General features: G+C 71.9%; 23 protein-coding genes and 1 tRNA gene. 12 read left to right on the plus strand and 12 right to left on the minus strand.

Features of this window, described 5'->3' with window-relative positions:
- Positions 1-6: 6 nt before the first annotated feature.
- A tRNA-Sec gene (locus IF64_RS0103450) sits at positions 7-98 on the minus strand.
- An 81-nt stretch (positions 99-179) separates the two neighbouring features.
- Between IF64_RS0103450 and selD the strand changes: the two genes are divergently transcribed.
- Positions 180-1,172 carry a selenide, water dikinase SelD gene (gene selD, locus IF64_RS0103455; protein WP_030530517.1) on the plus strand — a complete coding sequence of 331 codons (993 nt, stop codon included), beginning with the start codon at positions 180-182 and terminating at the stop codon, positions 1,170-1,172.
- Between the two features lie 29 nt (positions 1,173-1,201).
- Here the strand turns inward: selD and IF64_RS25880 are convergent, their stop codons facing one another.
- Together IF64_RS25880 and IF64_RS0103465 are read right to left on the minus strand one after the other, a co-directional pair.
- Complete coding sequence (locus IF64_RS25880; protein ID WP_051757445.1) at positions 1,202-4,123, minus strand: VanW family protein; 2,922 nt, start codon at positions 4,121-4,123, stop codon at positions 1,202-1,204.
- 151 nt (positions 4,124-4,274) lie between these two features.
- Positions 4,275-5,942 carry a serine/threonine-protein kinase gene (locus tag IF64_RS0103465; protein WP_084705624.1) on the minus strand — a complete coding sequence of 556 codons (1,668 nt, stop codon included), beginning with the start codon at positions 5,940-5,942 and terminating at the stop codon, positions 4,275-4,277.
- Between the two features lie 212 nt (positions 5,943-6,154).
- Between IF64_RS0103465 and IF64_RS0103470 the strand changes: the two genes are divergently transcribed.
- On the plus strand, positions 6,155-6,520 hold the full coding sequence (locus IF64_RS0103470) for a DUF6401 family natural product biosynthesis protein (RefSeq protein ID WP_030530520.1): 366 nt from the start codon (positions 6,155-6,157) through the stop codon (positions 6,518-6,520).
- 155 nt (positions 6,521-6,675) lie between these two features.
- Here IF64_RS0103470 and IF64_RS0103475 read toward each other — a convergent pair whose 3' ends face one another.
- Both IF64_RS0103475 and mmuM read right to left on the minus strand, forming a co-directional pair.
- Positions 6,676-7,518, minus strand: coding sequence for a mechanosensitive ion channel family protein (locus IF64_RS0103475; RefSeq protein WP_030530521.1), 843 nt, complete (start codon positions 7,516-7,518; stop codon positions 6,676-6,678).
- 86 nt (positions 7,519-7,604) lie between these two features.
- Positions 7,605-8,489, minus strand: coding sequence for a homocysteine S-methyltransferase (gene mmuM / locus IF64_RS0103480; RefSeq protein WP_051757477.1), 885 nt, complete (start codon positions 8,487-8,489; stop codon positions 7,605-7,607).
- A 134-nt stretch (positions 8,490-8,623) separates the two neighbouring features.
- Here mmuM and IF64_RS0103485 point away from each other — a divergent pair, with 134 nt between their 5' ends.
- From IF64_RS0103485 to IF64_RS0103520, 8 genes are all read left to right on the plus strand, one after another.
- Entirely contained in the window at positions 8,624-9,853 is a 1,230-nt protein-coding gene (locus tag IF64_RS0103485) for a DnaJ domain-containing protein (protein ID WP_030530523.1), read from the plus strand.
- 102 nt (positions 9,854-9,955) lie between these two features.
- Complete coding sequence (locus IF64_RS0103490) at positions 9,956-10,690, plus strand: DUF998 domain-containing protein (RefSeq protein ID WP_084705626.1); 735 nt, start codon at positions 9,956-9,958, stop codon at positions 10,688-10,690.
- A 35-nt stretch (positions 10,691-10,725) separates the two neighbouring features.
- Positions 10,726-11,499 (plus strand): 3-oxoacyl-ACP reductase FabG, encoded by a 774-nt coding sequence (gene fabG, locus IF64_RS0103495; protein WP_030530525.1) that lies wholly within the window; start codon positions 10,726-10,728, stop codon positions 11,497-11,499.
- Positions 11,496-11,966 carry a MaoC family dehydratase gene (locus IF64_RS0103500; protein ID WP_030530526.1) on the plus strand — a complete coding sequence of 157 codons (471 nt, stop codon included), beginning with the start codon at positions 11,496-11,498 and terminating at the stop codon, positions 11,964-11,966. Before fabG ends, IF64_RS0103500 begins: the two co-directional genes overlap by 4 nt.
- A gap of 59 nt (positions 11,967-12,025) precedes the next feature.
- The gene (locus tag IF64_RS0103505) at positions 12,026-13,048 is read left to right on the plus strand and encodes a phosphotransferase family protein (RefSeq protein ID WP_030530527.1); all 1,023 of its coding nucleotides are present in this window, start codon (positions 12,026-12,028) and stop codon (positions 13,046-13,048) included.
- On the plus strand, positions 13,048-14,256 hold the full coding sequence (locus IF64_RS0103510) for an acyl-CoA dehydrogenase family protein (RefSeq protein WP_030530528.1): 1,209 nt from the start codon (positions 13,048-13,050) through the stop codon (positions 14,254-14,256). Before IF64_RS0103505 ends, IF64_RS0103510 begins: the two co-directional genes overlap by 1 nt.
- Positions 14,256-15,470 (plus strand): acyl-CoA dehydrogenase family protein, encoded by a 1,215-nt coding sequence (locus tag IF64_RS0103515; protein ID WP_030530529.1) that lies wholly within the window; start codon positions 14,256-14,258, stop codon positions 15,468-15,470. Before IF64_RS0103510 ends, IF64_RS0103515 begins: the two co-directional genes overlap by 1 nt.
- Positions 15,467-16,585, plus strand: a complete 1,119-nt coding sequence (locus tag IF64_RS0103520) for an acyl-CoA dehydrogenase family protein (RefSeq protein ID WP_030530530.1) — start codon at positions 15,467-15,469, stop codon at positions 16,583-16,585. Before IF64_RS0103515 ends, IF64_RS0103520 begins: the two co-directional genes overlap by 4 nt.
- Positions 16,586-16,636: 51 nt before the next feature.
- Here the strand turns inward: IF64_RS0103520 and cutA are convergent, their stop codons facing one another.
- The 3 genes from cutA to IF64_RS0103535 are packed head-to-tail and all read right to left on the minus strand — an operon-like array spanning position 16,637 to position 18,538.
- Positions 16,637-16,957 (minus strand): divalent-cation tolerance protein CutA, encoded by a 321-nt coding sequence (gene cutA, locus IF64_RS0103525; protein ID WP_030530531.1) that lies wholly within the window; start codon positions 16,955-16,957, stop codon positions 16,637-16,639.
- A 4-nt stretch (positions 16,958-16,961) separates the two neighbouring features.
- Positions 16,962-17,771: an SDR family oxidoreductase gene (locus IF64_RS0103530; RefSeq protein WP_030530532.1), complete on the minus strand. Its 810-nt coding sequence runs from the start codon at positions 17,769-17,771 to the stop codon at positions 16,962-16,964.
- Positions 17,768-18,538: an SDR family oxidoreductase gene (locus tag IF64_RS0103535; protein WP_051757446.1), complete on the minus strand. Its 771-nt coding sequence runs from the start codon at positions 18,536-18,538 to the stop codon at positions 17,768-17,770. Before IF64_RS0103535 ends, IF64_RS0103530 begins: the two co-directional genes overlap by 4 nt.
- Positions 18,539-18,585: 47 nt before the next feature.
- Here IF64_RS0103535 and IF64_RS0103540 point away from each other — a divergent pair, with 47 nt between their 5' ends.
- Together IF64_RS0103540 and IF64_RS0103545 are read left to right on the plus strand one after the other, a co-directional pair.
- Complete coding sequence (locus IF64_RS0103540) at positions 18,586-19,224, plus strand: TetR/AcrR family transcriptional regulator (RefSeq protein ID WP_030530534.1); 639 nt, start codon at positions 18,586-18,588, stop codon at positions 19,222-19,224.
- 337 nt (positions 19,225-19,561) lie between these two features.
- Positions 19,562-20,170, plus strand: coding sequence for a DUF1203 domain-containing protein (locus IF64_RS0103545; RefSeq protein ID WP_051757447.1), 609 nt, complete (start codon positions 19,562-19,564; stop codon positions 20,168-20,170).
- A gap of 21 nt (positions 20,171-20,191) precedes the next feature.
- Here the strand turns inward: IF64_RS0103545 and IF64_RS0103550 are convergent, their stop codons facing one another.
- From IF64_RS0103550 to IF64_RS0103565, 4 genes are read right to left on the minus strand one after another with little or no spacing between them, the layout of a single operon-like run.
- Positions 20,192-20,767, minus strand: coding sequence for a TetR/AcrR family transcriptional regulator (locus IF64_RS0103550; protein WP_211252517.1), 576 nt, complete (start codon positions 20,765-20,767; stop codon positions 20,192-20,194).
- Between the two features lie 14 nt (positions 20,768-20,781).
- Entirely contained in the window at positions 20,782-21,942 is a 1,161-nt protein-coding gene (locus IF64_RS0103555; RefSeq protein ID WP_030530536.1) for an acyl-CoA dehydrogenase family protein, read from the minus strand.
- A 37-nt stretch (positions 21,943-21,979) separates the two neighbouring features.
- Complete coding sequence (locus IF64_RS0103560) at positions 21,980-23,134, minus strand: acyl-CoA dehydrogenase family protein (protein ID WP_030530537.1); 1,155 nt, start codon at positions 23,132-23,134, stop codon at positions 21,980-21,982.
- On the minus strand, positions 23,131-23,955 hold the full coding sequence (locus tag IF64_RS0103565; RefSeq protein WP_030530538.1) for a TIGR03084 family metal-binding protein: 825 nt from the start codon (positions 23,953-23,955) through the stop codon (positions 23,131-23,133). The genes IF64_RS0103560 and IF64_RS0103565 overlap by 4 nt, the downstream gene beginning before the upstream one ends.
- Positions 23,956-24,185: the final 230 nt, after the last annotated feature.

The raw sequence follows: 24,185 nt of genomic DNA on the forward strand, positions 1-24,185 counted from the left end.
TCGTCGCGGAGGCGAACGGGAATCGAACCCGCCAACGACAGGGTCTGCCGTTCCACGGTTTTGAAGACCGGGCCGGTCACCAGGCCGGAAGCGCCTCCCTGTGGCAACACCGTCGTGATCGCCGACATGCCGCCATCCTCGCAAGGACGATCTGCGGCCGCACAGGCAGGATCGGGATCATGACTGATCGCCTCACCCAGTACGCCCACGGCGGCGGCTGCGCATGCAAGATTCCCCCGGATGAACTCGAGGAGATGGTGCGGGGCCTGACCGCCGGCGCCACTCCGTCGGCGGCCGGCGAGCTCCTGGTCGGATTGGAGACCGGCGACGACGCCGCGGCGGTCCGTATCGACGGGGACCGGGCCCTCGTGTCGACGACGGACTTCTTCACCCCCGTCGTCGACGACGCCTACGACTGGGGCCGGATCGCCGCCACCAACGCGCTCTCCGACGTCTACGCCATGGGTGCCTCGCCCGTGCTCGCCCTCAACCTGCTGTGCTGGCCACGCGACGTACTGCCGCCGGAACTGGCCGGCGAGGTGCTCCGCGGCGGCGCCGACGTGTGCCGGAACGCAGGCTGCCATCTGGCGGGCGGGCACAGTGTCGACGACCCGGAACCGAAGTACGGGCTCGCCGTCACCGGCCTCGCCGACGCCGCGGCGCTGCTGCGCAACGACACCGGAATCGCCGGGCTTCCCCTGTCGTTGACCAAACCCCTCGGTCTCGGCGTGCTCAACGCACGGCACAAGGCGACCGGCGAACGATCCGAGGAGGCGATCGCGGTGATGACCACGCTGAACGACGCCGCTTCCCGGGCCGCGGTCGCCGCCGGGGTCCGGTGCGCCACGGACGTCACGGGCTTCGGACTGCTCGGGCACGTGTACAAACTGGCGCGCGCCAGCGGCGTCACGGCCGTGATCGACTCGGCTGCGGTGCCCTATGTGGATGGTGCGAGGACGGCTCTTGCCGAGGGTTTCGTCCCCGGTGGCAGCAGGCGCAACCTCGATTGGGTGCGGCCGCACACCGATCTGTCCACCGTGGACGACGACACGGCCATGCTGCTGGCGGATGCGCAGACCTCCGGCGGTCTGCTCGTCGCGGGCGAGGTTCCGGGCGCTCCCGTCGTCGGCGAGCTGGTTCCCCGCGGGGAGCACACGGTCGTCGTGCGCTGAGCGGGTTCGACCGCCCTGCGGAACGCGGGTCAGGGCCGGGGCAGGCCGGGAACGCCGCGTGCCCCGGCACCCTGGCCGGCGCCGCCACCGGGTCCGCCACCGCCCCCTGGGCGGCCGCCTTCACCACCGCCGCCGGGGCCGCCGCCGTCCCCACCGTTGTCGCCGCCGTTGTCTCCGCCGCCGTTGTCGCCGCCGGCGTCCCCGCCGGCGTCGTTGTCACCGTTGCCGCCGTCACCGCCGTTGCCTCCGTCGCCGGGCGGTTCGGGTTCGGGCTCCGGTTCGGCGCACACGACGGCGGTCTCGCCGTTGTAGACGACGTCGCGCTTCTCCTTGCGCACGACCTTGCCGGTGTCGATGTCCTTGAGGATCCGCGTGTCGCTCGTGCTGAACCCGCTGGAGCCGCTGCTCGGCACGCACGAGTCTGCGGGGGCGATCTCCGTGGGCGGAGCGGTGAAGTTGTACTGGCCGCCGTTGACGGACTCGACCTCGTAGCGCTTGGTTCCCCACAACTTCACGGTGATGTCCGTGGGGGTCCAGATGGTCTGGATGACGATGCCGGTGGGCGAGTCGTTCTTGAACTTCAGGTCGATGACGCTGGAGCCGTCGGGGTTCTGGAACACCGTCGCCTCCCTGCCCATGGGATAGCGGCTGATGTAGTAGCTGTGTTCCTTGTGCTCGACGTCCTTGAGCCCGGCGAAGTAGGCCGCGTTGTACAACGTGGTCGCGAACTGGGAGATCCCGCCGCCGACGGCCGTGTCGGGGACGCCGCCGGAGATGACCCCGGCCGCGACGTAGCCCTGTTCGATGCCGCGCGGGCCGGTGTAGCCGTTGAGGCTGAACGTCTCGCCGGGTTCGACGACCGCGCCGTTGACGTCCTGGGCGACCTGTTTGATGTTCAGGCCGGAGTCGTAGGCGAACCCGCCGGTGGTGAACTCGCCGACGACCTCCTTGATCCCGAGTTTCCTGGCCTCCTCGGTGGTCAGCTCCGCCGGCTGCTCGCCGTAGGGTGCGGTGACCACGCGCTGGCCGTCGCCGGTGAGCACGTCGGGTAGGTCACGCGCGACCGTCTCCCAGTCGACGCCGTACCCGTCGGTGGACGGTTCGATGTGCGGTGTGCCGCCCGCGAAGGTGAACCGTGCGTCACGTCCTGGGTTCTCGGTCGAGGCCAGTTGTGGTCCGGCGACCTCGCGGAGCGCCTCCGCGTCCACTCCCGCGCTGAGGCTGCCGTCGTCGCCGACGTCGAACGTCAGGATCTTCGCGATGCCCTGCGGTTGCACCGTGGCGTCGGCTCCCTCGCCGTGGATCGTCACCGGTGCCGACACCGCGGGTTCGGCCTGCTCGCGCAGGGCGGTGCGCACGGTCTCGGGGGTGGACCGCACCTCGAGGGTGTGGACCGGCAGTGCGACCGGGTCGGGAGCCGCCCACCGGCCGAGCACGGCCTGACGCGCCGCGCGGACGTCGAGCTTCCTGCCTTCCTCGGGGTCGACGGCGACGGGTGTGGTGCCCTCGAAGCGGATGGTGCCTTCGTGTTCCTTGCGGTCGATGTCCTCGCGGATGCGTTCCAGTTCGGCGTCGAGCTGGGCGTCGTCGGCGGTCGAGACCAGGTCGACGTCGTCGCCGGAGAACAGCGACGTAAACCGGGTGAACGGGTTGAGCGGCTGGTCGGTCGCCGCGTCGAGGGTCGCGTCCCAGTCGACGGCCAGGCCGGCCGCGGCCGGGTCGAGCGTGTGTTCCCCGCCCCCGGTCAGGTCCACCTTGCCGGTCTCGTCGAGCTTGGAACGCAGCGTCTGTTCGGCCTCGTCCCTGCTCTGCCCGGCGACGTCGATCCCGGCGACGGTCCGCCCGCGCGCCACGTCGCCTTGGCTGATCAGCAGGTCGAGCCCGTAGAGCACGGCGAGGACGGCGACCACGGCCGCCGCGATGAGCCCGCCCTTGCGCCAGCGCGTGGCCAGCGCGGCGAGCGACGCGCCGCGGGAGGAGGCGCCGCCGGCCGCCGTGGACGCCGTGGACGCCGTGGAGGCGGTGGAGGCCGTGGAGGCCGCCGCGTCGGGGACAGTCAGGTCCGTGACCGTGCCGTCGGCGTCGGCGGCTGCGCTGTCCCCGGACGCCGCAGCTGCCGATGCCGATGCCGATGCCGTGGTCGTGGCCGTGGTCGTGGTCGTGGTCGAGGCTGCCGTGAGCGATTCGCCGGTCGGTGCGGCATCGGAGGCGGGCTCGTCCGTGGCCGACTGCTCCGCACTCGACTCGCCTGCCGGCGCCGGGGTGTCCGGTTCGGCGGGCACGGGGTTCAGGACTGCGGTGGCGGCCGCGGCATCGTTCTCCGACGGCCATGCCGGCGCTTCACCGGAGTCGGTCTCGTCCTGTCCGTCCGTCGACGACTCAGCCGCGGCCGGAGTGGCCGCCGTGACATCGGCCAGCTGACCACGGGTGACCTCGGTGTCGCCGGTGTCGGTGTCGTGGGTGTCGCTGTCGTTCGTGGCGGCGGGTTCCTCGGCCGGTGGGTCGTCCTCGGCGCCGGCCGCGGCCGAAGGGTCGCCGGCTGCAGGCGCGTCCTCCGCCTCGCCGCTCGGCATGGCAGCGTCCCCCGAGGCAGCGTCCCCCGAGGCAGCGGCGTTCAGTTCAGCGGCCTCCGGCTCGGCGGCGTCGGGCGTATCGGCACCCGAGCCAGCCGTGTCCAGGTCAGTGGTGTCCGGGTCAGCGGGGCCCGGGTCAGTGGTGTCCGGGTCAGTGGTGTCCGGAGTCCCGGCCTCCGCATCCGGGTCCTGCGCGGCGGGGGTGTCGCCGGCCGGGTCGTCCCCGGTTTCCGGGGTCCCGGCGTCGGACGAAGGGGCGGCTGCCGACGCGCCGGTCCCCGAGGTCGCGGCTGTCGCCGCCGTGTCGGCGCTGTCGTCGGTCCCGTCGGCGGACAGGTCCGCGGATTCGGGCTTCGGGGAGTCGTCGTCCTGGGCCAAGGCTTCCCTTAACTGCGTTCAGCTGTGGCGATCGTGACAAAATTACCGCAGGGCACAGCCGTGACCGCAGCCACCTCGGACCTCCACGCACCCCCGCGCGCTCGAACCGCTGGTCGACGCAGCTCCGCGCGCTCCCGGAGTCCGAGTCGTCCTAGTCGTCCTCGTCCTCGTCGTCCTCGTTGTCGTTGTCCTTCTTGTCGTCGCCGCTGTCCTTCTTCTTCTCGTCCTTCTTCTCGTCCCCCTTCTTCTCGTCCTTCTTGTCCTCGTCCTTCTTCTCGCCCTGGTTCCCCCCGACGGGGCGCGAGGCCACCACCGTGTCGGCGTCGATCAGCGGATCCCCCGCCTGCGAGGTCGTCATCGTGAGCTGGTGCACCTCACGCGTGCGCTCCCCGTCCTTCGGCACGAACAGCAGCTCGACCTGCACGGTCTCGTCGTCCTGCGCGCGCGGACCACCCGTGATGTTCACCCGCTCGATGCCGTCCCAGAACGCCTCGTAGGCATCCCTGCCCTGCGCCTGCAGCGACGGGCCGAGGCTCTGCCACGCCGCCGACGTGTCCCCCGGCACCAACGCGTAGTACCGCGCCACCGCGGCCTGCATCTCGGCACGCGACGGCTTCGGCGGGGTCGTCGACGTGGGCGGCGCACTGCTGGACGGCGCGGCACTCGACGGCGCGGTCGTCGACGGCGGCGCGGCCTCGGCGCCCGACGACGAGGTGGTGCGGACCAGGACCTCCGCCACGAGCATCCCGGCCAGCACGGCTCCCACAACGGCCAACGCCGCGATCACCACCCGCCTGCGCCGGCCGTCGCCGTCGGCACCATCGCCGCCGGTGGACCCGACCGCGGGCAGGCCGACCCGGGTGCCGGTCGGCTGCGCCCCTGCCGCCCCTGCCGCCGCTGTCGGGGCGATCGCCGTGGCGTCCGGCCTGCTCGGCCGCGCCGGAGGCGGAACCGGGGCCACGGCGGGCACCGTGGGAGGGTCGAACTGCGGCGCCGCGCCGCTCGCGACGGACCCGAGCCCGTCGGCCACCTGCGGCATGGTCGGACGCTGCGCCGGGTCCTGATGAAGCATCGCCTGCAACGCGCCCGCCAACGGTCCAGCCTGCCGAGGCGGGTCGACCGCGCCCGTGGCCACCTTGTGCAGCAGCGCGATCTCGTTGTCGAGCGTGCCGAACGGCGGCGTGCCCTCGACGAGGGCGTACAGCGTGGCGCCGAGCGAGAACACGTCGGCGGCCGGCCCGGGGTCCATGCCCCGCGCCGCCTCGGGCGAGAGGTACGCGGGTGTCCCGGCGAACAGGCCGGTGCTGGTCAGCGTCACGTCCCCGGCTGCCCGCGAGATCCCGAAGTCGGTGATCTTCGCGGTGCCGTCGTCGGCGATCAGGATGTTGCCGGGCTTGACGTCGCGGTGCACGACCCCCGCCGCGTGGGCGGCGGCCAACGCCGAGGCCGCCTGAGCACCGATGCGCGCGGCCTCGGGAGGCGACAGCAGCCGCCCGTCGCCGAGCAGATCCGACAGGCTGCGCGACGGCAGGTACTCCATCACCAACACCGGCTGCCCGGCATCCTCGGCGACGTTGTAGACGGTGATGGCGTGCGGATGTTGCAGCCGCGCGGCCATCCGGCCCTCGCGGAACGCCCGCTGGCGCGCCGTCTCGGCCTCCCGCTCGTTGAGCCCGGGCGGCAGAAGCAGCTGTTTCACCGCGACGGTGCGGTCCAGACGTTCGTCGACCGCCCTCCAGACCACACCCATCGCTCCGGTGCCGATCCGCGACTGGAGGCGATAACGCTCCGCGATCAGCCGGCCCTCGTCTTCACTCACGGGCGACTCCTCCGGCTGCGACGAACTCGTGCGGTCTCATGGTGGGCCCAGGGTAGATGTCAAGACCCCGTCGCAGGACACGGATGGTCGAGATCGACTTCCGCGCCCACCGTGGCCTGCGCGGCAGGCGCCGAACTCGCCCACACCATCGCCGACCCGGAGTCACGAACACCCTGAAGATCCACCCGAACGGGTGGATAGACTGACGAGCCATGGGTTGGTTGATGCACACGTGGCGGGAGTCTGCCGCCAGGCGGGAGATCGCCGCGCTCGCCGACCGGCTCGGCCGGGTCGGTGCTGCCGTCGGCACGCTGACCCCGGGCGGACTCGCCACGGTCGACCAGCACGCCGCGGCCATCCGGGACATCCTCACCTTCGGCGCAGGGGGCGTCGGCGCCGTCCAGCTCGCGCAGTACGCGCGGGGCGTCCAGGACGCGGCCCGCGAAGCCGGTTGGACACCGCCCGAACCTCAGGACGCGGGCGGCGACTGGGTCGTGCTGCGCCTGGCCGCGGTGTGCCTGCTGGCCTCGGCCGGGGTCGCCGTCGGCGCCGAACTTGACCCCGCCCTGTTCTCCTGAACCCTCGGCCACAGCTCCCCCTCGGCCGTGGGTTCCTCACCGACATCGCGCCCGCCACACGACGACGGCGGATGCACCCTCGCGGTGAGGATGCATCCGCCGTGGCGATGGAACGTCTCGGGCTTGTCGCGGTGCGCGCTTTCCCGAGGTAGTCGTTACCTGGGGTAGTCACCCGCGTCCGGACGCGGCTGCTCGGACTGCATGCCCGAGGCGCCGCGCGGAGCGGTCGGGATCGGCCCCGTCTGCGGCTCCGGGTCGGCCGTGGCGGCCTCGCCGGTACGAGCGCGCATCGTGTCCTCACGACCACGCTGGTAGGCCTCCTGGCCACCGCCGTTGCCGTTGCCCGGCATCTCGGCCTCGGCCTTGCCGAGCCAGCGCTCCCACCGCTGCTGCATCGGCCGCACCATGCCGCCACCGACGCCGACCACCAGAATGCCGCCGACGGTCGCGAGCACCGCCACGAGCACGGGGGTCGTGACCGTGGTGGCGACACCCATCTGGTTCAGCGCGGCGATCACACCGAGGGCGATGATGAAGCCCTGGGCCACCCTGGCGACCAGGTTGCCCCAGCTGAACCCGCCGAGCGCGGACGCCGCGATGTCCTTGACCGCGTTGGCGATCGCGCATGCCACGACGACGATCACGATCGCGACGACGGCCATCGGCAGCCATGCGACCAGGTCGGAGAGCAGGCTGCTCACCGGGTTGGGCCCGAAGACCGCGAAGCCCATCTGCAACGCCATCAGCAGGACGGCGTAGTAGACGATCGCCGCGATCAGGCCGCTGGCATCGTATTTGGAGCGCGCCAGCGCCCGCTGGATACCACCCCGCTCGACCGCGCGGTCGAAATGCAGCCGGTCGAGCACCATGTTGACGACCTTCCGCAGCACCTTCGCCACGATCCAGCCGACAACGAGAATGACGAGGAACACGGCCAAGTTCGGGAGGAAGTTGATTACCGTGTCCAAGACGTTGCGGAACGAATCACCAATGTTCATCGCCGGTACCATCCTTTCCGGGTGGTTGCGGACTACCCGGAAAAAGAGGCTCACACGCACACCGACGCTGCGCCTTTCGAGATCGACTAGTGTCCCCGGTCGGGTGAGGACCGATAATCGCGAACAATTCTCGTGATTTCCGCGATCTCCGCAGGTCGCACCCGGCAGCATCCCCCGACCAGACGCGCCCCGGCCTCGATCCAGGAAATCACCTCGTCGGGGGAGAACGTCGCCCGCCCGGCCCATTGACGGGCCGCGGCGTCCCATCCGTGGCCACTGTTCGGATAGGCGATCACCGGTTTTCCCGTGACCGCATGCGCGATGCCCACCGCACCCGGCACGTCCTCCGGCGCACAGCAGTTCACGCCGACGGCCACGACCCGCTCGTCCCCGGCCGCCACGGCGAAGGCCTCCTCCAGCGGCTGCCCTGCCCGCGTGCGTTCACCCTCGACGGTGTAGGACAACCACGCTGGCACGTCGATCCCGTCGAGCGCCTCCAGCTCGGCGACGGCCTCGTCGACGTCGGGCACCGTCTCCAGCGCGATCAGGTCCGGACCTGCCGCGGCCAGTGTCCCGATCCGGCGGCGATGGAACTCCACGAGCTCGCCGATCGACAGCCCGTACCGCCCGCGGTACTCGGAGCCGTCGGCAAGCACCGCCCCGTAGGGCCCGACCGACGCCGCGACCCGGCCCCCGCCCGCCCGGTCGGCGGCCTCGCGAGCCAGCTCGACACTGCGCGCCAGGAGCCGCTCCGCCTCGGCCCGGCCGATCCCCCTGGCCGCGAATCCCTCCGCACTCGCCTGATAGCTCGCCGTGATCGCCAGGTCCGCGCCCGCACGGAAGAACGTCTCGTGCGCCGCCACGATCTCCCCGGGAGCGTCGGCCAGCAGCCGGGCCGACCACAACCCGTCCGACAGGTCGCACCCCCTCGCCTCGAGCTCGGTCGCCAAACCGCCGTCGAGCACCTGCAGGTCCACACGCTCAGGGTATGCCGCCACACCCACCGCGTCCGACCGGAGACCGCCCCGGCTCGGTAGATTGTGGCGCCCGAGCGGCGAGACCCACAGCGGACGGAGGAGTCCGCGGCGCGAGAGGAGCGACACGCGTGGCCCACGAGGGCACCGGCACCGCGACGGACGACGCGTCCGGACCCACCGACGACTTCTACGCAGTACTCGGCGTTCGCGACGACGCCTCGCTCGCGGAGATCAAGTCCGCGTTCCGTTCCCGGGCCCGCACGTGGCACCCCGACGCGGGCGGTGACGCCGCCCGGTTCGCCCTGTTGCGCGAGGCCTACGAGACACTGTCGGACCCGTATCTGCGCGCCGTCTACGACGGCGAGGACGACGCGGACGGCGGTGCCGGCAGCGAGGCGGACACCCGAGACGGCAGTCCCGGCGGCCGCGGGCAGGAGCCCCTGCGGCCGGACGATCCGCACGACCCCATGCCGCCGGGCCGGGCACGTGCCAGGGCACGGGCGTTCGGGGACGACCCCTCGTTCCGGCCTCCACGGGTCCGCGTCGATCCCGAGACCCTCGACTGGTGGCACGTCGCCGACGCCGACCGTCGGCTCCGGCTGACCCCGGAGAAGGCACCCGGCCACGCGGCACCGGTGACGCTGCTCGTGGTCGCGGTCCTCGGCGCCGCCGCACTGCTGACCCTCGCGCCCGCCGCGGCCGGGGTGCCCGCCGCGGCGGCGGTCGTCGCGCTGGCCGCCGGCCTCGTCGTGCTCGTCTGCCGCAGGCGCACCGACGCGCTGCGGGCCGCGTCCGACGCGGTGCGCGACGTCGTGCACGGCAGCCCCGGTTCCGAGGACGACCAGATCGCCGAACGCCGCACCGCCGATCTGCTCGCCAGGTACGTCACGCGGTTGCCCGGTGCGCGGATCTTCCACGGACTCGCCTGGCCCGGTTCCGTGTTCGCCGACATCGACCACGCGGTCCTCTGTGGACACCGGTTGCTGCTCGTCGAGTCGAAACGCTGGCTGCCCGGGCACTACTCGACCGCGCCCGACGCCGGCGGCGAACCGGTGCTGCACCGCAACGGCAGGCGCTTCGGCGGCGGGGGCAGCAGGCTCGCCGAGGCACTCGACGTGTTCGCCGAACTCCTGCCCGGCATCGAGGTACGCGGCGCACTCGTGCTGTATCCCAACCGGGCCGGCCGGATCACCGTCGACGAGCCGGACCCGCGGCCGTTCGAGACCGACGACCCCGACGACATCGCCGTCCTCACGCCCGAGGGCTTCCTCACCGACGCGTGCGCCTGGCTCGCGGCTGAGCCGTCCACTGTGGATGTCCATGCGTTCCGGACGGTGCTGGCCCAGGTGGTCGGCTGACCCGGGCACGCTGGCCCGCCCCGACGCCGGCCTGACGGCGGTCTCACGTCCGATATGCCTGAATGACCCCGTCCGCGCTCGGTGACCGCAGAAGGGGCGTCCATGGCCGACCACGTACCCGCACCGCACCCGCCCGGCGCGCAGCTCGCCGCGCCCACATCCGCAGTCGCCGGCGCGGGCGGGCGGTACCGGGTGCCGTCGACGGTGGGGCTGGCCGCGGTGCTGACCGGGTGCGTGCTCGTCGCCGCCCTGCACGTGCTGCACCATGCCGACGTCGATCCGGTACGCCGCACGATCAGCGAGTACGCCCTCGGCCCCACGAAGTGGCTGTTCGACCTCGCGGTGCTGCTCGTCGCGACCGGTTCGGGGGTGCTGTTCGGCGTGCTCGTGCACAGCCGGACGGTGCGGCCGCTGAGCCCGGCCGCATTCGGCGGCGCGGGCTGGACCCTGGGACTGCTCGCCGTCGTGGTGTTCCCGAAGACCGACTGGTCGATCGGCCCGAGTCTGGCGGGCACGATCCACCGGTACGCCAGCGTGGTCGCGTTCGTCGCCCTGCCGGTGGCCGTCCTGGCCGCGGCCCGTGCGGTCCATCCCCATGCGCCGGGGCTGCGGTTGCTCACCCGCGTGCTGGGTCTCGCGTCGCTGGCGTGGCTGAGTCTCATCGTCGGCGCTGTGCGGCTCATGCTCGCGGGCGGCGACCCGTGGTGGCGGGCGCTTCCGCTCGGACTCGTCGAACGCGGACTGCTCGCCACGGAGGTCGCCGCGCTGGCCGTCGTGGCCGCCGGTTGCCTCCGACTTCGGACTCCCGCACCTCCGTCCCGACTGGTAACTTCCTAAGCGCACGCTTACTCGATGAGGAGGAACCAGTGACGGTGGACAGTCCAGATCCGAAGTCGGTCTCCCGCGTCGCGATCGTGACGGGCGCGGGCCGCGGTATCGGAGCGGCCGTCGCGCGACGGCTCGCCGACGACGGATTCGCCGTCGGCCTGATCGATCTCGACGAGGCGGGCGCGAAGGCCGGAGCCGAGGCGATCACCGCGGCCGGCGGCAAGGCCGTGGGTATCGCAGCCGACATCAGCGACGCCGACGAGGCCGAGCGCGCCGTCGGCACGGTCGCCGACGAACTCGGACCGCCCACCGTGCTGGTCAACAACGCCGGAATCACGCGCGACAACCTGCTGTTCAAGATGTCGGAGTCGGACTGGGACTCGGTCATGGGCGTACACCTGCGGGGTGCGTTCCTCATGTCGCGAGCCGCCCAGAAGCACATGACCGAGCAGGGCTGGGGCCGCATCGTGAGCCTGTCCAGCACGTCGGCACTGGGTAATCGCGGGCAGGCGAACTACTCGACGGCGAAGGCCGGGTTGCAGGGCTTCACCAAGACGCTCGCCATCGAGCTCGGCAAGTTCGGCGTGACCGTCAACGCCATCGCCCCCGGGTTCATCGCCACGGACATGACGGCCGCGACCGCCGAACGGGTCGGCATGGACTTCGAGGAGTTCAAGGCCGCTGCGGCGAAGGAGATCCCCGTCCGCAGGGTCGGCAGGCCCGACGACATCGCACACACCGTCTCGTTCCTGGTCAGCGAGGGAGCCGGGTTCGTCTCCGGGCAGGTCATCTACGTCGCGGGAGGGCCGAAGGCATGACCGACACCGAACCGGCCCGCGTCTTCCCGGATCTCGACAGCTTCACCGCGGCGGCGGGAGAGCACCTCGGCACGAGCGAGTGGCACACGGTCACGCAGGAGCAGGTGAACCTGTTCGCCGACGCCACGTTCGACCACCAGTGGATCCACGTCGACGCCGAACGCGCCGCCGACGGCCCGTTCGGCGGCACCATCGCGCACGGCTTCCTGACCCTCTCGCTCCTGCCCCGGCTCGCCAAGGACATCTACCGGGTCGACGGGCTGAGCATGGGCATCAACTACGGGCTCAACAAGGTCCGCTTCCCGCAGCCGGTGAAGGTCGGTGCGCGCATCCGGGCGAGCGCCGAGCTGGCCGAGGTCACGCCGGCCAAGCAGGGCACGCAGGCGGTGGTCCGCTGGACGATCGAGATCGAGGACGAGGCCAAACCGGCGTGCGTGGCCGAGATGGTGACGATGCTCGTGCCGTGACCCCCGGAAACGGCCCGGACCGAGGCCGTTCCACCCCGTGCTCAGGACAAGGAGGTCGAATGAGCAACGAGGATCCGCCGGGCGTGGACCTGGCGCGCCTGCGCGCATACCTCGACCGGGAACTGCCGGGGACCGTCACCGGTCCCCTGACGGCGCGGCTCGTGGAGGGCGGCCGGTCGAACCTCACGTACATGCTGGACGACGGCACCGGCCGGTGGGTGTTGCGCAGGCCGCCCCTCGGGCACGTGCTGCCGACGGCGCACGACATGAGCCGTGAGCACCGCGTCATCAGCGGCCTGCACGGCACTGCCGTGCCGGTCCCCCGTGCCCGCACGCTCTGCACCGACGAGGACGTGCTGGGCGCGCCGTTCTACGTCATGGACTTCGTGCCCGGATCGCCGCTGCGCACGGCCGACCAGCTGCGTCCGCGGGGGCCGGAGCGGACGAAGGCGATCGCCGACCGGCTCGTGGAGACGCTCGTCGAGCTGCACGCCGTCGACCCCGCCGCGGTGGGACTCGGCGACTTCGGCAGACCGGAGGGCTTCCTGGAGCGGCAGCTGCGGCGGTGGTCGAAACAACTCGCCGCCTCCCGGAGCCGCGACGTGCCGGGCATCGACGAGCTCCACGAACGGTTGGCCGCACGCGTGCCCGCCTCCCCCGCGCCCGCCGTCGTGCACGGGGACTACCGCCTCGACAACGTGCTGGTCGGCGAGGACGACCGGATCAACGCCGTGCTCGACTGGGAGATGTCGACGCTCGGCGATCCGCTCACCGACGTCGCCCTGCTGCTGGCCTACTCCCAGCTGCACACTCTCGAGCTCGACACGGTCAGCGACGTCGGCAGGGCGCCGGGGCATCCCTCGCCCGACGAGATCGCCGACACCTACGCCCGCGCATCCGGGCGCGACGTGTCGGCACTGGGCTGGTATCTCGGGTTCGCCCTCTTCAAGCTCGCCGTGATCCTCGAAGGCATCTACTACCGCTACCGCCACGGACAGACCGTCGGCGACGGCTTCGACCGCATCGGTGCGGGTGTCGCACCGCTGGTCGCGCTCGGCAACTCCGCGCTGAAGGAGAACTGATGGATTTCGGTGTCGACAGCACCACCGAGGAGCTCAGCGGGCGGCTCCTGGAGTTCATGGACTCCCACGTGTATCCCGCCGAACCGGTGTTCCACGACCAGCTCGCCGCGCGCACCGATCCGTGGACGGTGCCGCCGATCGTGGACGAGCTCAAGGCCGAGGCCCGCTCACGCGGACTGTGGAACTTCTTCCTGCCCGGTCCCGACGGCGGCGGGCTGACCAACCTGCAGTACGCACCGCTGGCCGAGATCACCGGCCGCAGTCCCGAACTCGCTCCCGTGGCGCTGAACTGCGCGGCACCGGACACCGGGAACATGGAAGTGCTGCACATGTTCGGCTCGCCCGACCAGAAGCGGCAGTGGCTGGAACCGTTGCTGGAGGGGCGGATCCGGTCGGCGTTCGCGATGACCGAACCCGACGTCGCCTCCTCCGACGCGCGCAACATCGGCACCAGCATCGAACGGGACGGCGACACCTACGTCGTCAACGGCAGGAAGTGGTTCATCTCCGGAGCGATGAACCCCAACTGCCGCATCTTCATCGTCATGGGCAAGACCGATCCGGACGCCGAGCCGCATCGGCAGCAGAGCATGGTCCTCGTCCCGCGGGACACCCCCGGCCTGCACGTCAAGCGCGGGATGCAGGTGTTCGGCTACGACGACAGTTCCGCGGGCGGGCACGCCGAGGTCGTGTTCGACAACGTCCGGGTGCCCGCGGAGAACCTCATCGGCGAGGAGGGCGGTGGGTTCGCCATCGCCCAGGCCCGGCTCGGCCCTGGGCGGATCCACCACTGCATGCGACTGCTCGGGATGGCCGAGCGGGCCGTCGAACTGATGTGCCGCCGCGCGGTCGGCAGGGAGACCTTCGGCACGCCGCTGGCGAAGCAGGGCGTGGTGCAGGAGTGGATCGCCGAGGCTCGCGTCACCATCGAATCGCTGCGGCTGCTCGTGCTGAAGACCGCGTGGCTCATGGACACCGCGGGCAACAAGGGCGCCCACACCGAGATCCAGTCCATCAAAATCGCCACCCCGGCCGCTGTGGAGTCCATTCTGGACAGAGCGATCCAGCTGCACGGCGCGGGCGGGGTCAGTCAGGACTTCCCCCTCGCGGGCCTGTGGGCCTCGGCCCGAACCCTCCGCCTGGCCGACGGACCTGACGAGGTCCACAAGCGATCGCTCGCCCGCCGAGAACTGAAGAGGTACCTGTGATGACGACGACCGACAGCGGACCGGCCACCGGACTCGACGCCGAGGGCCTGCGCACCCGAGTCGCCGAGTTCCTCGCCGACCACGACCCCGCGACCAGCGACCGTCTCGAATTCCTGCGCGCCCGCTTCGACGCCGGCCTGGCCTGGGTGCACTTCCCGGCCGGGCTCGGCGGACTCGACGCCGCACGCGAACTGCAGTCGGTGGTCGACGCCGAGTTCGCCGCGGCGGGCGCCCCGGACAACAACCCCCGCCGCATCGGTATCGGACTCGGTATGGCGGCGCCGACGATCCTCGCGTTCGGCAGCGAGGAGCTCAAGAAGCGCCTGCTCCGTCCCCTGTGGACCGGTGAGGAGGTGTGGTGCCAGCTGTTCTCCGAACCCGGCGCGGGCTCCGACCTGGCCGCGTTGGCCACGCGCGCGGTCCGGGACGCCGGCGGAGAATGGGTCGTCAACGGGCAGAAGGTCTGGACCTCGAGCGCCCACACGGCACAGTGGGCGATCCTGGTGACCCGCACCGACCCGGACGTGCCCAAGCACCAGGGCATGACCTACTTCGTCCTCGACATGACCCAGCCCGGCGTCGAGGTGCGCCCGTTGCGGCAGATCACCGGTGAGGCCGAGTTCAACGAGGTCTTCCTCACCGACGTACGGATTCCGGACGCTCACCGGCTCGGCGAGGTCGGCGCAGGCTGGCAGGTCGCCCGCACCACGCTCATGAACGAACGCGTCGCCATCGGCGGCAACGCCCAGCCCCGCGAGGGCGGCATGGTCGGCAAGGTGACGCAGACGTGGCGCGAACGGCCGGAGTTGCGCACCCCCGAACTGCACGACCGGTTGCTGCGGCTGTGGGTGGAGGCCGAAGCCTTCCGGCTGGCCGGCAGCAGGTTGCGCCAGCAGCTGGCGGTGGGACAGCCCGGGCCCGAAGGGTCCGGGATGAAACTCGCGTTCGCCCGCGTCGCGCAGGCACTGGCCGCACTGGAGCTCGAGCTGCTGGGCGAGGCCGCACTGCGCTACGACGACTGGACCATGCGCAGGCCCGAACTGGTCGACTTCACCGGACGACAGGCCGGGTACCGGTATCTGCGCAGCAAGGGCAATTCCATCGAGGGCGGCACGTCGGAGGTACTGCGCAACATCATCGCCGAGCGCGTGCTCGGCCTGCCCGCCGAACCCCGCACCGACACCGCCGTCGCCTGGAAGGACCTGCCCCGATGACCACCGCGGACCTGCTCTACTCTGACGTCGAGACCGACCTGCGCGCGAGCGTGCGTGACCTGCTCGGCGACCAGTGCTCCCCCGAGTCGCTCCTGGCGAGGGTGGAAAGCGACGAGCCGTACGACATGGACCTGTGGCGCACCCTCGCCCGCGATCTGGGCACGGCCGGTCTCGCGGTGCCCGAGGAGCTCGGCGGGCAGGGGGCGTCCGAGCGCGAACTGGCGCTGGTGCTCGAAGAGCTCGGCGGCGCCGTCGCCCCGGTTCCGTTCCTCGGCAGTGCGGTGCTCGCCACGGCGGCGGTGGCCCGCTGCGACGCCGCCGACACCGAGGTCGCCGCGTTGCTGCGGGGTCTCGCCTCCGGTGAACGGACCGGCGCGCTCGCCGTGGCGCTGTCGACCATGACCGATGCGCCGTTCCCGACCTCCGTCTCGGCGTCCGCGGACGGCACGCTCAGCGGCACGGCCGGTTCCGTGGCCGACGGCACGGTCGCCGACGTCTTCGTGGTGCCGGCGACGGGTCCGGACGGGCCTGGTCTGTACGCGGTGGACGCGAGCGCCGCCGAGGTGCACGCCCCCGTGTCGTTCGATCTGACCCGCCGGATCGCCGACGTGACGTTCCGCGGCGCCCCGGCCGTGCGCCTGGCCGCGGGCGAACGCGCCGAGCGGGCGCTGAGCCACGCGCTGCGCACCGGGGCCGGGCTGCTGGCCTCCGAACAGCTCGGGGTGGCGCAGTGGTGTCTGGACGAGACGGTCCGCTACATCAAGGGGCGCTATCAGTTCGGCAGGCCGGTCGGATCCTTCCAGGCGCTCAAGCACCGGGTCGCCGACCTGTGGCTGGAGCTCGTGGCCGCGCGTGCGGCGGCCAGGTACGCCGCCGACACACTCGCCCGCGGCGACGACGATGCGCCGGTGGCGGTGGCCATGGCGCAGTCGTACTGCTCGGACACGGCGGTGCACGCGGCCGAGGAGTGCATCCAGCTGCACGGCGGCATCGGGATGACGTGGGAGCACCCCGCGCACCTGTATCTCAAGCGCGCCAAGGCGAGCCAGGTCGCGTTCGGCGCGCCGGGCAGGCACCGCGCGGTGCTGGGTGAGCTCGTGGACCTGCCCGCCTGACCGCGGGCGCCGTCCGGTGGGGCGCCGCCGCGGCGCCCCACCTGCGCCGGTTCAGCGCGTCTCGTCGGCCAGCCAGGACAGGTAGTCGGCGTGTCCCCCGACGACGGGGGTCACGATCACCTCCGGCACGTCGTAGGTGTGCCGTTCGGTGAGCAGGCCGACGAGCGCGTCCGCCCGGTCGGCCGCGGTCTTGACCTCGACGCGCCATTCGCGGTCGGTCTCGATCGCGCCCTGCCAGCGGTAGACGCTCGTGATCGGACCGACGATCTGCGCGCAGGCACCCAGGCGCGCCTCGACGGCGGCAGCGGCGAGGGCCCGTGCCGCCTCCTCGGAGTCGGTGGTGGTCACGACGACGACGTGTTCGTGGCTCATGTGATCACCCTAGGTCGCCTCGCCCGGACGGTCCGCCGACGGCGTCCTCGATCCGCCGTTGGAGCTTGTTCATGCCACCGAGCCACCGGTCGGTGTCGGTGGCCCTGCGCGTGTAGTACTCGGCGACCTCGGGATGCGGCAGGATCAGGAACCGTCCGTCCCGCAGGCCCTCCAGCACCGCGGCGGCGACGTCCTCCGGTTCGATGGCATCCGCCCCCAGCAGTGCCTGGCCCGCAGGCCCCGCCTCCTCGAGCAGTGCCGTCCGCACGCCCTGCGGGCACAGCGCCTGCGCCCCCACACCGTGATGCCGGTACGTGGCAGCGAACCATTCGGCGAACGCGACCGCCCCGTGCTTGGTCACCGAGTACGGCGCCGAGCCGAGGTTGGTCAGCAGGCCCGCGGCCGAGGCGGTCACCAGCAGATGGCCGCGGCCGCGTTCCAGCCACCGCGGCAACAGCTCCCTGGCCGCACGGACGTGGGCCATGACGTTGACGTCCCACGAGCGCGCCCACGCCTCCTCCGGGGCCTCCGGGCCGCCGTGTTCGGCGATCCCGGCGTTGCCGCAGTAGAGGTCGATGTCGCCGAGTTCCTCCCGGGCGCGGCTCACGAGGGCGCGCACGCCGTCCTCGCCCGCCGCGTCTCCGGGGACGGCGACCGCGCCCAGTTCCCGCGCGACCGACTCGACCGCCGCACCGTCGAGGTCGGCCAGGACGAGCCGGGCACCCTCGGCGGCGAACGCACGTGCGAGGGCGGCACCGATGCCGCGGCCCGCCCCGGTGACGACGACGCCGGCGCCGTCCAGGTCCACGGTCACAGCCCACCGCCGAGGGTCACACCGCCGTCGAGCAGCAGTGTCTGGCCGGTCATCCACCCCGCGGCGTCGGACAGCAGGAAGGTCACGGCCCCGGCGATGTCCTCGGGCACGCCGAGCCGCTTGAGCGGATACGACGAGGCGATCTCGGCCTCCCTGCCCTCGTAGAGCTGCGTGGCGAAGGACGTCTTCACGATCGCCGGGGCGACACAATTGACGCGGATCTTCGGGCCGAGTTCCTGGGCCAACTCGGTCGTCGCGCGGATGAGCGCGGCCTTGCTGACGCCGTACATGCCGATGCCGGGTGAGGTGCGCACGCCGGCGATGGAGGCGACGTTGACGATCGCGCCGCCGTGCTCGCCCATCCACGCATCGCGCACCGCCCTGGTCCACGCCAGTGGGGCGAGCACGTTGACCTGGAAGATCTTCGCCGCGGCGGCGTCGTCGCAGTCGAGCAACGCGCCGTAGTGGGGGTTGATGCCGGTGTTGTTGACGAGGTAGTCGACGCGGCCGAAGGCCTCCATCGTCCTGGCGACCGCGTCCTGCCGGTGGTCGGCGTCGTCGGCGCGGCCGGGCACCCCGAGCGCGACGTCGGCGCCGCCCAGCTCGGTCGCCGCCTCGGCCAGCGGGTCCGGCTTGCGGGCGGTGATGCAGACCTTGGCTCCGCGCGCCACCAGATCCCGCGCGATCCCGAACCCGATGCCCCTGCTCGCCCCGGTCACCACGGCCACCTTGCCGGTGAGGTCTCCGGGCCCTGCCGTCGTCGTCATCTCGTCATTGCTCCAATCCGCGCTGAGCGCTCGCTTACACTGCTGGCATGTCTGGGAGCCTGCCCGCCACCCCGCAGCCGGCCGATCTGTGGCCGGACGTGCAGCCGGACGCCGCGCGCCGGCTGATGCTCGCCGGTGTCGAATCGTTCGCGCGGCGCGGATACCACGCCACGACCACCCGCGACATCGCCGCGACGGCCGGCATGAGCCCGGCCGCGCTGTACGTCCACTTCCCGTCGAAGGCGGCACTGTTGTTCGCGATCAGCCGCAGCGGACACGAACAGGTGCTGTCGGTGGCGCGGGAGGCGCAGGAGAATGCGCCGGGGCCGGCGGAGGCGATGCGGGAACTGGTCGAACGGTTCACCGCGTGGCACGCCCGCCGGCACACGATCGCGCGCGTCGTGCAGTACGAACTCGGGGCGCTGCCCGAGGAGGAGTACCGCGTCGTCGCGAGCCTGCGCAAGGACATCGAGGACCTGGTGCGGGGACTGGTCGACCGCGGCAGGGCGGAGGGCGTGTTCACCGTCGGCGATCCGCACACGGCCGCGCGCGCGGTGCTGTCGCTGGGGGTCGACGTCGCGCGCTGGTACAGCGACCGTTCCCGGCAGACACCCGAGGAGCTGGCGAAGGAGTACGCGGACCTGACGCTGCGCATGCTGGGCGTGCCGGACTCCCCTGCCGGCTGAGCCGAACGCACTCGCCACGGCTGGGTACCGTCGAGCCGGGTGGGGCGGATACGGACGCAGGAACTGCCGGTCCACCGATCACCTCCACCGCCGACGACACCGTCGCACCCCATCCTAAGCAACCGCTCACCTGATGCACCAGAGGTGATCAACACCCGCCGGAGCACACGTCACCGGTGAGCGGACGCCCGTCCGAAATGGACCGTTCCGACTGCCCTGCGGAGCCCGCCCGACACGGCCAGGCTCGACACAGCCCGCACGGCCGGAGCGCACGGCTCGGCACGCCACGACGGATTTCCGCCGGTGGACGACACTCGAGGGCACCCAGAATCGCGGCGTGGAACTCGACATCCTCGCCATCCCACCGGACGTCCTCGACCGGCTCCGCGTCGTCGACGACGCGGGCAACCACCCCGAGAACCTCGTGAGCGGCGCCGAACGCGGGTACCCACTCCGCTGTTGCCTGCGGCGCAGCCGTCCCGGAGAGCGCCTGCTGCTCGCGTCGTACGCGCCGGTGCGACGCCGGATCGGCGCCGCCGACACGGGTCCCGGCTCCGGCACTGCCTTCGGCTCCGGCACTGCCTTCGGCTCCGGCACTACCTTCGGCTCCGGTCCCGGCTCCGGCACCGGGCCCGGCCCCTACGACGAACGGGGGCCGGTGTTCGTGCACGCCGACCGCTGCGGCGGGCCGGAGTCCCCGGCGTGGCCGGAGGAACTGCGCGGGACCCGCCGCGTACTGCGCTGCTACTCGCCGCAGGGCCGCATCCTCGGCGGATGTCTGCTCGACTCGCCCGCCCGCACCCGCCTGGCCGAACGCACGGCCGGCGACCTGCTGCTCGACCCTGCCGTCGCGTTCGTGCAGGTGCGTGCCGTCGAGTTCGGCTGCTTCCTGTTCGACGTCACCCGCGCGCACACCCGCGACGAACCCGCGGTGAGCACGGGCTGAAGCCGGCCGTGGCGCACCCGGTCAGACCGCCGTCTCCAGCATGCGTGCCCATTGGCGTGCGATCTGGGCGCGCCGGCGGCCGTCGTCGGTCAGCAGGTTCGCCAGTCCGAGACCGCGGGCCAGGTCCAACGTGGCCTGCACCGCCTCGCGCACGCCGGGCCGCGACTCGTCGGCACCCAGCAGCTCGACCACCACCCGGTGGGCCTCCTTGCCGACCCGCGCCTGCAACGGAGCGAGCACCGCGGCCAGTGCGGGATCGTGCGAGGCGGCCACCCACAGGTCGAGGGCGGCACGGAACTTCACGTCGGTGTAGAGGTCCAGCACCATCTCGGCAACCGGCAGGGTTCGCGCCCGTCCGGTGGGGAGCTCGGCCGAGCGACGCCGCAGCTCGGCGATCTGCTCCTCGGCCAGTTGCTCCACGGCCGCGACCACGAGCGCCTCCCTGGTCGGGAAATGGTGCTGCGCGGCACCGCGCGAGACCCCGGCCCGCTCGGCGATCTCGAGCATCGTCGCGGCGTGCCAACCGCGCTCGGCCAGGCAGTCCACGGCGGCACCGATCAGCCTGCGCCGGGTCGTCCTGCCTCGTTCCTGCCCCATGCGCGCCCACCGGCTCAGTACGACTTCGGCAGGCCGAGACTGTGCTGGGCCACGAAGTTCAGCACCATCTCCCTGCTGACGGGCGCGATCCGGCCCACCCGCACGGCCCCGAGCAGGGTGCCCAGCCCGTACTCCGAGGCCAGTCCGTTGCCGCCGTGGGTCTGTACGGCCTGGTCCACGGTGCGGGTCGCGGCCTCCGCCGCCGCGTACTTGGCCATGTTGGCCGCCTCGCCCGCGCCGAAGTCGTCCCCCGCGTCGTACAGCGCGGCGGCCTTCTGGCCCATCAGCTTGGCGAGTTCGGTCTCGATCTTGACCTCCGCCAGTGGGTGGGCGATGCCCTGATGGGAACCGATGGGAGCACCCCACACGCTGCGCTCCTTGGCGTAGGCGGCCGCCTTGTCGAGTGCGTACCGCGCGATGCCGACCGAGAACGCCGCGCTCATGATCCGCTCCGGGTTCAGGCCCGCGAACAGCTGCGCCAGCGCCGCGTCCTCCGAGCCGACGAGCGCCTCGGCGGGCAGCCGTACGTCGTCGAGGAACAGCCCGAACTGCTTGTCGGCCGATACGAGATCCATCGGGATCTCCTTGTACTCGAACCCCGGCGTGTCGGTGGGCAGGATGAACAGGGCGGGCTTGAGCTTGCCGGTCCTGGCATCCTCGGTCCGGCCCACCACGAGCACCGCGTCGGCCTCGTCCACACCGGACACGAACACCTTGCGTCCGTTGAGCACCCAGTCCGAACCGTCCCGGGCGGCCGTCGTGGTGATGCGATGCGAGTTCGACCCGGCGTCCGGTTCGGTGATCCCGAAGGCCATCCGCACGCTGCCGTCGGCGAAACCGGGCAGCCAGCGGTCACGCTGCTCGTCGGTGCCGTAGCGGGCGATCACCGTGGCGCAGATGGCCGGCGAGACCACCATGAGCAGCATGGGCGTCCCGGCTGCGCAGAACTCCTCGCACACGGCGGCCAGATCGCCGATGCCGGCGCCGCCTCCGCCGTACTCCTCGGGAACCGACACCCCCAGGTAGCCCAACCGGCCTGCCTCGTCCCACAGCTCGGAGGTCTTGCCCCCGTTTCGGGCGCGCTCGGTGTAGTAGTCGTGGCCGTACTTGGCCGCCAACTCGGAGACGGCCCGACGCAACGCCTGCCGTTCGTCGGATTCGGTGAAGCCGGTCATGACGGTGTCCTCCTGCGGGTCGGTCGGGGGGCGTGGGTCAGGCGGTGTAGCCGAGACGTTTCGCGGCCAGTCCGGTGAGAATCTCCGTGGTGCCGCCGCCGATGCCGAGGATCCGCACGTCCCGGTAGTGACGCTCCACTTCGGACTCGCTCATGTAGCCGAGCCCGCCGTGCAGTTGGACCGCCTCGTTGACGACCCACTCCCCCGTTTCCACGGCGGTGTTCTTGGCGAAGCACGCCTCGGCGATCACGTCCTCGCCGGCCGCGTGGCGGGCCGCGATCTCCCGGGTGTAGCTGCGGGCGACGTCGATCCTGCGGGCCATGTCGGTGAGGGTGTGCTGCACCAGCTGGCGGGAGATCAGCGGCCTGCCGAAGGTCTCCCGCATCCGGCACCACTCGACGGTCAGGTCCAGTGCCCGTTGCGCGGTCGCGTAGCCCTGGACGGCCAGCGACAACCGCTCGGGCACGAACTGCGTCGCGATCTGGAAGAAGCCGCTGCCCTCGGGGCCCACCAGGTTCTCCGCCGGCACCCGGACGTCCTCGTAGGACAGTTCCGCGGTGTCCGAGCACCGCCAGCCCATCTTGTCGAGTTTGCGCGTGACGGTCAGCCCGGGCGTCGGTTTCTCCACCACGATCAGCGACAGCCCCCGTGCCCCCTCCTCACCGGTGCGCACCGCCGTGGTGATGAAGTCGGCGCGGCAGCCGGACGTGATGAACGTCTTCGCCCCGTTGATGACGTACTCGTCGCCCTCGCGGCGCGCGGTCGTGCGGATCCCCGCGACGTCGGAACCGCCGTCGGGCTCGGTGATCGCCAGCGAACACACCTTGTCGCCTGCGAGCGCGGGGGCGACCCACTTCTCGATCTGATCCGGGTCACCGACGGCCGCCATGTGCGGCACGGCGATGCCGCACGTCAGCAGCGATGCCACGAGCCCACCCGAGCCGCCCGCGTAGTGGATCTCCTCGGTCACCACGAGCGCGTCGAGGAAGTCCCCGCCTCCGCCGCCCGCCTTCTCCGGTAGCGCCACGCCGAGCAGCCCCGCCTCACCGGCCTTGCGGTGCAGGGAGCGCGGCAGCTCACCCTCGGCCTCCCACGTGTCGAGGTGCGGTAACACCTCGCGCTCCATGAAACTCCGCACCGTCCGGCGAAGCTCGAGCCGTTCGGAAGTGGCCAGCGGATCGGCTCGGGTCACAACGCCTCCCTGTGTGTCGTGGTCGTTCCGGTACCGGAGCCACCGGTGGGCTGCCTGCCCTGCCCCGGCGGCCCGGCGAACGCCTGCGCGATCGCGAGCCACTCCTCGGCACCCGCGGTCGCGACCAGGTCGGTGTCGGCGCGATGTCTGCGCTGCGTGACCAGCAGGCAGAAGTCGAGGGCACTGCCGATGATCCGCTCGGACGCATCGTCGGGGCCGAACGTCCACATCGCACCGTCGGGCGCGGTGAGTTCGACGCGGAACTCGGTCTCCGGGGGATTGCGGTCATGCACGAGGAACGCGAAGTCGCGGGTGCGCACACCCAGGCGCGCGATGTGCCGCAGGCGGGCCGTGGGTGGCCGGGTGACCTCGAGCGCATCGGCGACGTCCTGGCCGTGGGCCCAGGTCTCCATCATCCGCGCGGTCGCCATCGATGCCGGGCTCATGGGCGGGCCGTACCAGGGCAGCTTCTCGCCGGCCGGCACGGCCGCGAGCGCGGCCTGCAGCTCGCCGCGGCCCGCGCGCCAACGACGCAGCAGTTCCGCGGGTTCGAGCCCGGCCAGCTCCTGGGCCCCGGCGTCCACGAAATGCTCGCCGCCCTCGAGTGCGCGGCGCAGCTCCTCGCCGAACTCCTCGGGCCTCCGCGCGGCGATCAACGCCTTCTCGTCGGTCCACACGAGATGCGCGATCTGGTGCGCGACGGTCCATCCCGGCGCCGGTGTGGGCCGGAGCCAGGCCGCGTCGGGAAGCCGGGCCACCAGCGCGTCGAGCTCGACGCTCTCGGCCTCGAGATCCCGCAGGATCGGGTCGAGTTCGACCACCGGATACCTCCTCGTCGACGACCGGCGGGCCGCGCGGCCCGGGTGCAACCTAGGCCGCCGTCGCGCTCGGAATCAAGCACGCGTGATTGTTTTTACCTTGTTGACAGTTCGCCAGCAAGCCCGTAGGCACGTGACCACAGGGATCCACGCAGCACACGACGCACGACACAGGACGTACGGCACAGGACGTACGGCACAGCCGGACTCGACAGCCCGAGCAGACGAGACAG

Source organism: Prauserella rugosa, from assembly GCF_000719975.1.
GTDB classification, from domain to species: Bacteria; Actinomycetota; Actinomycetes; order Mycobacteriales; family Pseudonocardiaceae; genus Prauserella; species Prauserella rugosa.